The organism is Desulfobaculum xiamenense (genome assembly GCF_011927665.1).
Taxonomy (GTDB): domain Bacteria; phylum Desulfobacterota; class Desulfovibrionia; order Desulfovibrionales; family Desulfovibrionaceae; genus Desulfobaculum; species Desulfobaculum xiamenense.
In genome coordinates this window covers 310010-323084 of sequence record NZ_JAATJA010000002.1, presented here as the reverse complement: position 1 = coordinate 323084, position 13075 = coordinate 310010, and the positions used below count along the sequence as shown (strand labels likewise).

Genomic DNA, 13075 nt, shown 5'->3' with positions numbered 1-13075 from the left:
CGCTCCACAGCCGTTTCCACGTACGGAAACGGCTCGAAGGGACCGGGCCGCATACGCGGACCCGGCATCATCATTTCCGGGACACCGGGGCCGTCTGACCGGCCCGTGCAGCACGACAACAGGGAGACAAGTCAATGCTCAGGCGAGTTGAGTTGGGGCTTAAGAAGCATGTCACGGACACGGTGGGCCAGAAGGTCGCCCGCGGCATCAGCCGGGCGACTGGCGTGCCCGTGGACGACTGCCGCATCATAAAGGTCTTCACCATTCAGGGCGTCGACGACGCGGGCATCGCCCGGATTCTCGACGCCGCCGCGCTGCACGATCCCGTGCTGCACGAGGTTTCGCTCGAACCCTTCGACACCGCCTTCGACTGGACGCTGGAAGTCGGCTTCCGCCCCGGCGTCACGGACAACGAGGGCCGCACCGCCCGCGAGAGCGTCGCCCTCGTTCTCGGCCTGAACAAGGCCGAGGCCGAACGCATCGCCGTATTCACCTCCACGCGCTACCTGCTTTCCGGTGACCTCTGCGAGGAAGACGTGGCGCGCATCGGCCGCGACTACCTCGCCAACGAGCTCATCCAGCGCTTCGAGTACAAGAGCGCCGCGCAGTGGGCCGCCGAACCCGGCTTCGCCGCCAAGGCCGCGCAGGTCACCGGCGAGGCCCACGACGAAGTGGCCGAGGTGAACCTCGACGCCATGAGCGACGAGGAGTTGGTGGCCTTCTCCCGCGAGAACACCCTCGCCCTCTCCCTCGAAGAGATGAAGGCCATTCGCGACCACTTCCGCGAGTCCGCCGTCATCGCCGCCCGCGCCGAGGCAGGCCTCGCCGCCCGCCCCACGGACGCGGAGCTTGAAGCGCTGGCCCAGACCTGGTCCGAGCACTGCAAGCACAAGATCTTCAGCGCCAAGATCGACTACGAGGACCGCGAGAACGGCACCCGGAGCACCATCGACAGCCTGTTCAAGACCTTCATCATGGACTCCACCGCGCGCATCCGCGAACAGCAGGGCACGAACGACTTCTGCCTCTCCGTGTTCAAGGACAACGCGGGCGTCATCACCTTCGACGAGAAGCACAGCGTGTGCATCAAGGTGGAGACCCACAACAGCCCCTCCGCGCTCGACCCCTACGGCGGTGCGCTGACCGGCATCGTCGGCGTGAACCGCGACCCCATGGGCACCGGCATGGGCGCGAACCTCGTCTGCAATACGGACGTCTTCTGCTTCGCCTCGCCCTTCCACACCGGCGAACTGCCTCCCCGCCTGCTGCACCCGCGCCGCGTGCTCGAAGGCGTGCGCGAGGGCGTGGAGCACGGCGGCAACAAGTCCGGCATCCCCACGGTCAACGGTTCCGTGGTCTTCCACGACCAGTACCTTGGCAAGCCCCTCGTCTTCTGCGGCACCATCGGCATCATGCCCCGCGAAGTCGGCGGCAAGCCCAGCCATGAGAAGGCCGCCCTCCCCGGCGACTTCATCGTCATGTGCGGCGGCCGCATCGGCAAAGACGGCATCCACGGCGCGACCTTCTCCTCCGAGGAGCTGCACGAGGGTTCCCCCGCAACCGCCGTCCAGATCGGCGACCCCATCACCCAGCGCAAGATGTACGACTTCCTCATGCGCGCGCGTGACGCGGGCCTCTACAACGCCATCACCGACAACGGCGCGGGCGGCCTGTCCTCCTCCGTGGGCGAAATGGCCGAGTTCAGCGGCGGCTGCCGCATGGACCTCTCGCAGGCTCCGCTCAAGTACGACGGCCTGCGTCCGTGGGAAATCCTCCTCTCCGAGGCGCAGGAGCGCATGACCCTGGCCGTCTCCAAGGAGCAGCTCCCCGCGTTCCTCGCCATGGCCGAGGAAATGGGCGTGGAAGCCTCCGTGCTCGGCGAATTCACCGACACCGGCTACTTCCACGTCACCTATGGCGACACCCCCGTGGCCTACCTGCCCATGGACTTCCTCCACGACGGCGTGCCCCAGATGCACCTTACCGCCGTGTGGGAACGCCCCGGCGACGAAGACCCCTACATGCCGTTCTTCGTCACGGATCAGGGCGCACTGCTGCGCAAGATGCTCGGCCGCCTCAACGTGTGCTCCAAGGAGTACATCGTCCGCCAGTACGACCATGAAGTGCAGGGCGGAAGCGTGGTCAAGCCCCTCACCGGCGCGAAGAACGACGGCCCCTCCGATGCGGGCGTCATGCGCCCGGTGCTCGGCTCCACCAAGGGCATCGTGGTCTCCCACGGCATCTGTCCCAAGTTCTCCAAGCTCGACACCTACTGGATGATGGCCTCCGCCATCGACGAAGCTGTCCGCAACGCCGTGGCCACCGGCGCGAACCCGCGCCACATGGCCGGCACCGACAACTTCTGCTGGTGCGACCCCGTCCAGTCCGAGCGCACCCCGGACGGCCAGTACAAGCTCGCCCAGCTCGTGCGCGCCAATCAGGCGCTGGCCCACTACTGCCAGGCCTTCGGCGTGCCCTGCATCTCCGGCAAGGACTCCATGAAGAACGACTACACCGGCGGCGGACAGAAGATTTCCATCCCGCCCACGGTGCTCTTCTCCGTCCTCGGCATCGTTGACGACGTGAACCACGCCGTCACCTCGGACTTCAAGGCCGCAGAAGACCTCGTCTACATCCTCGGCCTCACCCGGCCCGAACTCGGCGGCAGCGAACTCTCCGACATGATGCGCGCTCCCTTCTCCGAAGTGCCGCAGGTCGACGCCGTCTCCGCCCGCGAACGCTACAACGCGCTGCACAAGGCCATCACCTCCGGCCTCGTCACCGCCGCGCACGACCTCTCGGACGGCGGCCTCGCCGTGGCAGCAGCCGAAATGTGCATCGGCGGCCGCACCGGCGCACGCATCGACCTCACCCGCGTGCCGGTCTGCCCCGCCAACATGGCCGATACCGACATCCTCTACAGCGAGTCCAACTCGCGCCTGCTCGTGAGCGTGAAGCCCGAAAACCGCGACGCCTTCGAAGCCATCTTCGCAGGCCAACACTTCGCCTGCATCGGCGAGGTCACCGGTGCCGACACCCTCCACGTCGATCACGACGGCAAGACCATCATCGCCGAAAATGTCGAAACCCTCGCCAGCGCATGGAAGGGAACCTTCGGCACCAACGGCTCCGGCGCCAACGCCTAACCGCGCACCGCCACGCCAAGACGCCAACGGCCCGTCTCCGCAAGGAGACGGGCCGTTTTTTCGGTGCAGTGGCTGGGCGTGTCGTTCGTGGCGCTTTGGCTGGGCGTATCGTTCGCTTAAGGGTGCAAGACGTGGCCTCCGGCGGCCGGGCTCTGCCCGGACCCGGTCAAGGGGGTGACCCCCTTGACAATCCTCACTAGGGCTTCGTTGTGCAAAGCCGCACGGCTCGCCAAGGGCAGACGGCCTATCGCAAATCGGGGTTCCAAGGGGCCAGCGGCCCCTTGGCCGGCGGAGCCTACGTCTTGCATCTCTCAATGAACGACACGGCCCGCCACTACGCAAAAAAAGGGCAGCCAGTGGCTGCCCTTTCGATTAATTCGCATGGACCGACGCGGATGCTGAACTAGGCGAGTTCCTTGGCCAGCGCGGCGATTTCCTCGCGGATGATGCGCGCGGCGGCGGCGGGAAGGGCCGTCTCGATATGGCCTTCGAGGTCCGCAACGATGGAGGCGCGCAGTTCGCCACTGAGGGCTTCGGTCATGGCCACGCGCAATTCCTCGCGCAGATCGGCCAATTCTTCGCTCAGCGCACGCTTGAGGGTCGTGGCCAACTCCTCCTGCAACTCGGCCTTCATGGCGGCCTTGAGTTCATCGAGGTCCTCGGCGGTAATAGCCGGGGCTTCGGAAGCCGGAGCTTCGGTGGGAGTCTGCGCAAGGCGCTCCTCAAGGGCGGCGAAACGCGCATCGAGCTTTTCGTCGATCTGCGCGCCAAGGCCGGTCTCAATGGCGGCAATGCGCTCGCCAAGACCGTCGAGAATTTCCTGCGGGACCGAGGGCGGGACCATGGCCGCGGGGGGCTGCTCCTCGGCCACCGGGGCCTGGGCGGCTTCCGGCTCCTCGGGCAGCGCCATCTCCTCCGGCAGTGCCATTTCCTCGGGCTGCGGGGCGGATTCCGGCTCCTCAAGATCCGGCAGGGGCATCTCCTCGACGGGAGCGGACGGCTCGGCCGCCTCGGATTCCTCCTGCGGCAGTTCCGCCTCGGTCACGTCGAAATCCGGGACCTCCATATCAATATCCGAGGACTCCGGGAATTCGAGGCTGTCGAGGTCGGCATCCTCGGGAAGCTCAAGACCGGCAAGATCAGCCAGATCGCCGAGGTCACCCAAGTCACCGAGGTCGCCAAGGTCGTCCGCGCCTTCGGCTTCGGGTGCCTCTTCGGGCATCTCGGAAATATCTTCGATGGCGGCGGCTTCCTCGGCGGCAGGAGCGGCTTCAGGCTCCATGTCCGGTTCAGGAAGCTCCATGTCTGGCTCGGGCAGTTCCATGTCTGGCTCGGGCAGTCCCATGTCTGGCTCGGGAAGCTCCTCGGTCAGGTCGGCGGCGGTCTCCTCGGCCTCGGCTCCGAAATCCTCGGGGAGATCGGCCAGCAGGTCTTCGGGGAGGTCGCCAAGGTCCGCCAGGGCGTCATCCATATCCGCCTCGGCGTCCTTGAAAATCTGTTCCTCGTCGGGAAGCACGGGCGCGGCGGGCTTCGCCTTGGGCGCGCCGCCTTCGAGGCCGTCGAGCAGGTCGTCAAGCCCGCTCAGATCGATGTCCTCACCTTCGGATTCGGGCGCGGCGGACTGGTCTGCGGCGGCGATGTCGTCGAGGGAACTCAGGTCGATGTCGTCGCCCTCGTCTTCCTCCTGCGCCTCGGCGGCCTTGTCGGGCGCCGCGTCGAATTCGGCCTCGGCCTCACCGAGGAGCGCATCGAGGTCGTCCACATCACCAAGATCACCGAGGTCACCCAAATCACCAAGATCGTCCCCGGCATCTTCGGCAGCGGAGAGCACGTCTGCGGACGTGGCCTCGGAATCGCTGGCGGGGGCGGTTTCCTCGTCATCGAGACCGAAGTTCTCATCGAGGTCGGAGAGGTCTATCTCGTGGACGTCGGCGGACTCGCCGCTTTCGTCATCGGAAAACAGCTCTTCAAGCTCCTGCTCGAAGCTGAGGTCCATGTCCTCATCCGACGAGCCTTCTCCGCCGTCGGAGAGATCGCCCTTCTTGATGATGTCGGTAAGTTCGAGGATGTCCTCGTTGTTGCCGTCTTCCGGGACCATGGCTCTACCTCGTTTTCCGTGAACATTGGGAAAAGGAGGGGCCGCGGCGCGGCCCCTCCGTGGACTGCATCCTTATTCGGGATGGCAAGCGGACTTCTTGCAGCCGGTAAGCTGCTTCTTCTTGTCCTTGTCAGAACCGGCAGCCTTAAGGTGGCAGCTGATGCAAGAATCAGCGGCCTTGACCTTCTTGGCGTGCATGGCCTGGTAGTAGGAGCTTGCGTCCTTGGCCTTCTTGTCGAAGTTGTCGTGGCAGCCCGCGTCGGAGCACTTCTTGATGGCGGAAGCGCCATCCCACTTGTGGTGGCAATCCTGACACTTGGCATCCTTGTGGGTGCCGTGGTTGAAAACGACGGCCTTAGCGGTCTTCGCCATTTTCAGGCCATCGGCAGGAGCGTCGGCTGCGTTCAGCACCGGCAGCGCACAGAAGCACGCAACGGCGAAGCAGACCACGCACAGAGAAAGAATCTTCTTCATCTCGCGTTTACCTCCTCATAGGTAATGGTAAAGTATTCACATCGTTCTCACTATTGCACCATGCAGCCGGTGTCAAGCGGGATGCCGCCGGATTGCCGCCAACTGGCGGCCGCCAAGGCATGCGTGCAGATGATAGCACACACCGGCCAAGGCGCAAGCAGTGGCAATGCGGAACCGTCCGTTTTCCGTGATGATGTGTTCCTAAATCAGCGCGCGACGGTTCGCGGCCGGGGGCGTCTGGCGAGACGATAGATTCTTGTGGCCAGCCAATCGAGCACCATTGCCGGGTTGACGGGAGTCGGCAGATTGAGAGCGTCCTCGGCATGGGCGAGAACGAGTTCGAAGGTCTTGAGGGTGGCGAGGTCGAAGCGCCCGAGCACCGGACCAAGATTCGCGGCCTGACGCCCCGAGAGCACGTCGGCCAGTTCGCGCCTGCACCCCAGCACCACGGACAGCGCCACATCGCGCGTCACCGCGCCCTTGGTGCCGGTGCGCTTGAACCATCCGGAACCGCTCTGGACGAATCCGGCGAGTGTGCGCAGCCAGTCGACGGTTTCGGCGTCACTGCCGAGACCGTGCGGCCATGGCATGGTCAGCACCCAACTGCGGGAGACGAGGGTCGGCAACAGGCGCTCGCGCTGCGGGGCGAGCAGCACGAACAGCGTGCCGGGGCACGGTTCCTCAAGCGTCTTCAAAAGCGCGTTTGCCGCCGCCACGATAAGCTCCTGCGCCTCGGCAAGGATGACGACGCGCCTGCCGTCCCCGCGCGGCGGCTGACCGAACAGGGGCTTGAGTTCGCGGATGTCGTCGATCTTGATCTTGCCCTCGCGTCCGTCGAGGAGCTTCACGTCCGTGTGGACGCCCTGCGCGATCTGCACGCAAGCGTGGCAATGCCCACAAGCCGAGCGCGTGGCGCAGTTGTTCAGGGCGGCCCAGTGCATGGCCATGTCCACCCGCTCGGCCACGGAGCCGCCTTCCAGAAGCAGCACCTGTGGCGGGTCCTGCACGAGGTGGTCGAGGATGTCGCGAATGCGCCGGGTGCGGGTGGTGTCGGTCATGTGGGGTGGACTCCGGGTCTCGCGGCGTCGAGCCGATACGCTGATCGGAACGCGCCGCGCTGGTTGCCGTTCGTTTTCCGGACCGCCTGCGGGCGGATGCCGTCGCAGCGACGGACCGGATTCCCGGGGTGTACCGCAAGCGGGGTTGTATGGCAAACCGCTCGCTGCTATCCCTGTCCGAGGAGATCGCACAATGCAACACTCTGATGATATGAACGAAATGATCGAACGATTGGGCGACGCGCTGCGCGAACGCGGCTGGTTCGCCTCTACGGCGGAATCCTGCACCGGCGGGCTGGTGGCGCACCTGCTAACCAACGTCCCCGGCAGTTCCGAGTGGTTTCTGGGCGGCGTGGTGGCCTATGCCAACGAGGTCAAGACAGGACTTCTGGGCGTGCCCGAAGCCGTGCTACGCGCACACGGCGCCGTAAGCCGCGAGACCGTGCTGGCCATGGTCGAGGGGCTGTGCCCACTGGTCAAGGCCCACTGCGGCGTGGCCGTATCGGGCATTGCCGGACCGGGCGGCGGCACGCCGGACAAGCCCGTGGGCACGGTCTGGATGGCGTGGAACGTGAATGGAGCGCGTAACGCGCAGGTCTTCCACTTCGAGGGCGGGCGCGACGCCATCAAGGCCGCAACGGCCCGGCAGGCCATCGCCGGACTACTGGAACGCGTGACGCACGGCTGAATCACGGGAGCCGCCGAACCGGCACAGACGGCGGCCCCCATCCGCCCCGCAACGGCTCCGGATAAAATGCCCGCCCCCTCGGACGCGAAAGGTCCGGGCCACCGTCGTGTCTCGGGAACCACCTTCCAAGCCCGCCAATGCAGTGCACGCGCCGTCCAATCAAGAAGCGTTTCGGTATGATTCTTTTTGCCCGCCTTTAGCCAATTTTCGTCCGTCACACCTCTCTTCAGAATGCTTTTCTGCACGCAATATACGCCACTCACGCATGATGCGGACCGCATCCACAGCGATACATAACGCTCGTTGCGCACGCATTGGTAATCAGAATATCATTTTCAAAATTTTAGATACTGCATGCTACCACTTGCTTGACAAGTAACACCAACGGCTCTATCTTCGCATGGCCGTATTTCGTGTTCATGAACGCATCCTGCGGGAAGGTATGTACTGAACCCAAGGGGGAGCGTGCAGTGACGCTTGACTCTTCCCGCATGCGCGCCATCTGCGTTCCCTTTCTCCATCCTTCGGCATCGCCGGGGGACTCCTGCCGAGGGGGAGCGCCAAAATGCAGCCCACCAACGCCATCCTACGGGATCGCCCCGCCATGCCCACTCCTTGGAGCATGCGGTGGACTGCGCACTTCTGCACACCCCGCACCAGTCCCTCCTCGCCCTTGCGGCGTGCGTCCCTGCCCGCCTGCGCCCATCGCGGCGGCGTCGCCACAACAGACCGATCCATCACCGATGCCGGGACTGCGCACGCCCCGGGCATCCCAGCCACTGGAATCTCATGATGCATGCATACAGGGAAGCCGCAGAATGCCGTGCCGAGGCCCCATGCGGATATGAACCGCGCGAGGAAATCGTCTGCCCGGGCAACACATTCGTCATCCGCGTCCGTCTAACGGGCGGCCGCGTGGTCGAGGCCTGGAGCACCGGCAAGATGATGCGCAACATGGGCGTGATCCTGAAGGGCGAGCTGGACGCCAGCGGCCACGCCCGCTTCGTCCAGCAAGCGCATTGTCTCTGCAACGACGGCCACGCGCTGGCCGCGGTGCGGGCCATAGAGAATCTCGCCGGGATGGAACCATCGCGCGAGGCACAGCTCGTGCGCGGGCTGGTCCAGAGCCTGCGGTGCGTTCAGGAGCATCTGCTCCATGTCTACCAGTTCCATCTGGACGACTGGGCGAGCCTTTCCGCCGCCCTGCGCGCCGATCCCGCGAACTGCGCCCGACTGGCCCCGCGCTCGCCCCTGCGGGCGCAGGACTACCGTCAGGCGCAGACGCGGCTGGAGGCCCTCGCCCACGGGCAGGGCATCGCCAAGCGCGACGGCGAAAGCCGCGAGCATCCCGAATACAGGGGTGCGCCGGAATTTCATCTGACACTTCGGGCGCACGGATTGGAATCCCTCGCGGCGCAGGGAGCCATCAACGCCGCCCTGAAGCTCCTGGACTGCGGACCGAACGGATTCAAGGCCTACCATGTGGGCGGACTGCCCGAAAATCTGGACCTCTGCGCGGACGTGCGGTGCGAACTGCGCAAGCAGCTCGCCCAGTGCCGCGACTTCGTGACGCGGACCTTCCTGCCCGATCTGGAACTGCTGGCCCGGACCTATGCGCATATCGCGAATCTGGGGGCCGGAAGCATCTTCCTCTGCGGCGACGACTACGGGCCGCGCTCCGAGGCGGGGGCCTTCTTCCCCGGCGGGCTTGTCTGTCCGCCCAGCGCCGCACGGGACGGCAGCGACCACTGGACCAGCGGCCCCGCCCTCGGCCCGGTCCACGAGGAGCACTACCCGCGCTGGAGCCTCCCGGACCGCAACCGCTACCGCCTGACGCCCTCCCAACCCGGCCCGCTCTTCCGGCTGGACACGGGTGCCTTCGCGTGGCTGCCCGTTCCGCGCCACGGGGAAGAGGCCTGCGAGGTGGGGGCCCTGTCCCGCATCATGGGCGCGTGGGCTAGCAACCGGGACGGCGTGCAACGCGTGATGCAACGCACCATGGACGCCTGCGGTCTTACCCCGGCGGCCCTCAACTCCACCCTCGGGCGGATTTTGTCCCGTGGCGTGGAATCGGCCGTTCTGGCCGAGGCCGCCCTGGGCTGGCTGGACGAGCTGGAATCGCTCCCGGCCGTGAAGGGCACACGTGCGTGCGACGATCCAATCCTGCCGTCCTCTGGGGTTGGCACGGGCGTGGTGGAAGTGCCACGCGGCACACTGACCCACACCATCCGGCTGGAGGAGCGCCGCATCGCCGCCCACGACTATCTCATCCCCTCGCTGTGGAATTTCTCCCCGCGCGATTCGCAGGGCCAACGCGGCCCGCTGGAGCGGGCGCTTCTCGGCGCTCCGGTGTCCAGCCCCGAACGTCCGCTGGAAATCCTGCGCACCGTGCACGAACTGGACCCCTGCAACGCCTGTCTGGTGGTCATCGAAAACGCCGACACCGGCGACATCACCACCGTCAGCGCCAAATGACATCATCTGCAACAGGAAACCGGAACATGAAGCGAGAAACCATTCTAGACGCCCTGCGCGACGAGGCCAATCAGCAGGCGCTCTTCGCCGAGGCCGATCAGGTGCGCCGGGCGCAGGTGGGGGACGCGGTGCAGCTGCGCGGCGTCGTCCACTTCTCGAACTACTGCAAGCGTAACGACCTCTACTGCGGGCTGGCCCTGAACAACACCCAGTGCAAGCGCTTCCGGATGGACGAAGACCAGATCGTGGACACCGCGCTGGCCGTGGCCGAGGCCGGGCTAAACACCGTGGTGCTCCAGTCGGGCGAGGATCCGCACTACACCTGCGCCATGCTCTGCTCCATCATCGAGCGCATTCTGGACAAGGCGGACGTGGCGATCACCCTGAGCCTCGGCGAGCGCTCGCGCGAGGACCTCGCCGCCCTCCGATCCGCCGGGGCAGAGCGCTACCTCATGAAGCACGAGACCATGAATCCGCAGATCTATTCGCGCATGCGCTCCGGGCTCAAGCTCGACGACCGGCTGCGCACCATCGAGACACTGCGGGAAACGGGCTTCCAGACCGGCGTGGGCAACATCGTGGGCCTGCCGGGACAGACGCTCGAAGACCTCTGTGACGACATTCTCTTCTTCCAGAGCTTCCAGCCGGACATGATCAACATCGGCCCCTTCATCCCCCACGCGCAGACGCCGCTTCGGGACGAGGCCACCGCCGACGAGGAACTCATGCTCCGGGTCTTCGCCCTCACCCGCATCGTGACCGGCAACACGCACATGGCCGCGGCCAACACCGTGGCCACGCTGGACCCGGACAACGGACAGTACCGCGCCCTGACCCTCGGCGGCGCCAACGTCATCATGCCCAACTGCAATCCCTTCCGGAAAAGCAAGGCCGACAAGGTCGAGTACGAATTCCAGATCACCACCCGCAAGCGCTACGTCTCCGTGGACGAGGCGCGCGGCGTGGTGCACCGGGCCGGACGGACCGTGGCCGACGGAAAGGGACACTCACTCAAAATGCAAGGAGAACGGCTTTGATCAAGGTTGCGATCTACGGCAAGGGCGGCATCGGAAAGTCCACGGTGACGTCGGGCATCTCGGCCGCGCTGGGACTTGATGGATATAGGGTCATGCAGCTCGGCTGCGATCCCAAGACCGATTCCACCATCAATCTTCTGGGTGGCACGCCCCCGCCGCCCATCCTGCAGTACATGCAGGAGAACGGCCGCCCGGACCGGCTGGACGCCGTGGTCCGACAGGGCTTCGGCAACGTGGCCTGCATGGAGGTGGGCGGCCCCACCCCCGGCGTGGGTTGCTTCGGCCGCGGCATGCTCACCGCCTTCGAACTTCTGGATGAAATGGGCGCCTACGAGACCTACAAGCCGGACGTCGTGCTCTATGACATCCTCGCCGACATCGTCTGCGGCGGCATCGCCGTGCCCATGCGCGAGGGCTTCGCGGACAAGGTGTGCATCGTCACCTCTGGCGAGAAGATGGCCCTGCTGGCCGCGAAGAACATCATCATGGCCCTGCGCAACTTCGCGGACCGCAACTACGCCCAGCTCGGCGGCCTGATCCTCAACTGCCGCGACATGGCCGACGAAGTGGAACGCGTCACGGACTTCGCCGAGGAGATGGGAACGTCCGTCATCGGCATCATCCCCCGCGACAGGGCCATCCACACCTTCGAAGAGGAAGGAAAGACCATCGTTGAGGGCGACCGCACGCTGCCCACCTCGCAACGCTTCTTCGACCTCGCCAAAACCATCGTCGGCTTCGGTGCTGAACGAAAAGCCGTCTGAACGCACGGCGAACAAGGAGAACCATATGGATTTGGATCACGCGGGGATCAGGCTGGAGCACCTGCGAAAGAAACCCGACTTTCCCTTCGCGCCCCTTGAGGGCGTGGGGCCGAATCTTGCCGGATGGGGCGTCATCGAAACCTGCCTGCTGCTGCCCGAGTCCGTGGCCGTCATGGCCGGACCGTCGGCCTGCCTGCGCCACTCGGCCTTCATGGCCCACGCCCGTGGCTTCACCGACCGCTTCCACATGCTCTGCCTGTCCGAACTGGACATGACCCTCGGCAACCATCTGGACAAGGTGGAACGAGGCGTCGCCGATATCATCGCCCGGCGCGACGAGAAAGTGGTCTTCCTCATCGTGGGCTGCCCGGACTACATTCTGGGCACCGACTTCTCCGGCGTCATCAGGCGGCTGGAGGAAAAGACCGGTAGGAGGATCATCCTCGGGGCCATGGCCCCCATCACCATCGGTCTCAAGGAATCGCCCTTCACTTCGGCCTACACCTCGTTCTTCGAATTCCTGAAGCACGAGCCGCGCCGCCTCGACGACGGCGTCGTGAACCTGCTTGGCACCTTCATGCCGCTTTCCGAATCCGGGGAGCTGTATCAGGTGCTGACCGAGGCCGGGATGGAGACGGTGGTGCAGATTCCCCTGTGCCGTGATCTCGCGGAATTCTCCCGCATGGCCCACGCGCGGGCTTCGGTGGTCCTGCATCCCCTCGCCAACGGCCTGTGCGGAAAGATGGAGCAGGAAATGGGCATCCCCAGTTGCTTCGCGCCCACCTCCTACGGCTTCTCAACCATCAGGGAACAGTACGGTCTGATCTCCGAGGCCATCGGACGAGCGCTGCCCATCGATGACCGGGAGCAGGAAGCCCGCCGGGCCGCCGAGCCGCTGCTCGCCGATCTGCGCGGCAAAAAGACCGCCGTGGGATGCAGCATCAACGGCAGCCCCTTCGAACTGGCGCTATTTCTGGTCCAGAACGGGCTGAGCGTGGACACGATCTTCGCCCGCGGCACCATCAAGCCCTACGAGTGGGAGCTCGTGGAGCGACTGCGCGCGGTCAAGCCGGACATCATGGTCTACAACGCCTCGCATCCCGCCCTGTGCGGCAGGACCGAATCCTTCGACGACGTGGAACTCGCCTACGGCGTGGACGCTGGCATCTACTGCGTCAACGCGGCGAACGTTCCCCTCTCGCGCTATCAGGAGCAGAAGTACGGCTACGAGGCCACGCTCTGGATGCTCGAACAGACCCACGAGGCGCTGGAGCATCCGGTGAGCAACTACGAGTGGATCTACGGCCGCAACTTCCTCATCTGAGGATAACGGCA

9 protein-coding genes are annotated in these 13075 nt (G+C 65.4%); 6 read left to right on the top strand and 3 right to left on the bottom strand.

What is annotated here, in order from left to right; translation table 11 throughout:
• Positions 1-134: 134 nt before the first annotated feature.
• Positions 135-3146, top strand: coding sequence for an AIR synthase-related protein (locus GGQ74_RS09355; RefSeq protein WP_167941297.1), 3012 nt, complete (start codon positions 135-137; stop codon positions 3144-3146).
• A 403-nt stretch (positions 3147-3549) separates the two neighbouring features.
• Here GGQ74_RS09355 and GGQ74_RS09350 read toward each other — a convergent pair whose 3' ends face one another.
• The 3 genes from GGQ74_RS09350 to GGQ74_RS09340 form a co-directional block, all read right to left on the bottom strand.
• Positions 3550-5244 carry a hypothetical protein gene (locus tag GGQ74_RS09350; protein ID WP_167941296.1) on the bottom strand — a complete coding sequence of 565 codons (1695 nt, stop codon included), beginning with the start codon at positions 5242-5244 and terminating at the stop codon, positions 3550-3552.
• Positions 5245-5316: 72 nt separating this feature from the next.
• Complete coding sequence (locus GGQ74_RS09345) at positions 5317-5718, bottom strand: cytochrome c3 family protein (RefSeq protein ID WP_167941295.1); 402 nt, start codon at positions 5716-5718, stop codon at positions 5317-5319.
• A 206-nt stretch (positions 5719-5924) separates the two neighbouring features.
• Positions 5925-6776 carry a DNA polymerase III subunit delta' gene (locus tag GGQ74_RS09340; protein ID WP_167941294.1) on the bottom strand — a complete coding sequence of 284 codons (852 nt, stop codon included), beginning with the start codon at positions 6774-6776 and terminating at the stop codon, positions 5925-5927.
• Between the two features lie 193 nt (positions 6777-6969).
• Here GGQ74_RS09340 and GGQ74_RS09335 point away from each other — a divergent pair, with 193 nt between their 5' ends.
• From GGQ74_RS09335 to GGQ74_RS09315, 5 genes are all read left to right on the top strand, one after another.
• Entirely contained in the window at positions 6970-7464 is a 495-nt protein-coding gene (locus GGQ74_RS09335) for a CinA family protein (RefSeq protein WP_167941293.1), read from the top strand.
• Positions 7465-8253: 789 nt separating this feature from the next.
• Positions 8254-9939, top strand: a complete 1686-nt coding sequence (locus tag GGQ74_RS09330) for a nickel-dependent hydrogenase large subunit (RefSeq protein ID WP_167941292.1) — start codon at positions 8254-8256, stop codon at positions 9937-9939.
• Between the two features lie 26 nt (positions 9940-9965).
• Positions 9966-10976, top strand: coding sequence for a [FeFe] hydrogenase H-cluster radical SAM maturase HydE (hydE, locus tag GGQ74_RS09325; RefSeq protein WP_209280143.1), 1011 nt, complete (start codon positions 9966-9968; stop codon positions 10974-10976).
• Positions 10973-11740, top strand: coding sequence for a nucleotide-binding protein (locus tag GGQ74_RS09320; RefSeq protein WP_167941290.1), 768 nt, complete (start codon positions 10973-10975; stop codon positions 11738-11740). The genes hydE and GGQ74_RS09320 overlap by 4 nt, the downstream gene beginning before the upstream one ends.
• Before the next feature lie 25 nt (positions 11741-11765).
• Entirely contained in the window at positions 11766-13064 is a 1299-nt protein-coding gene (locus tag GGQ74_RS09315; protein WP_167941289.1) for a nitrogenase component 1, read from the top strand.
• The last annotated feature ends 11 nt before the right edge of the window (positions 13065-13075 follow it).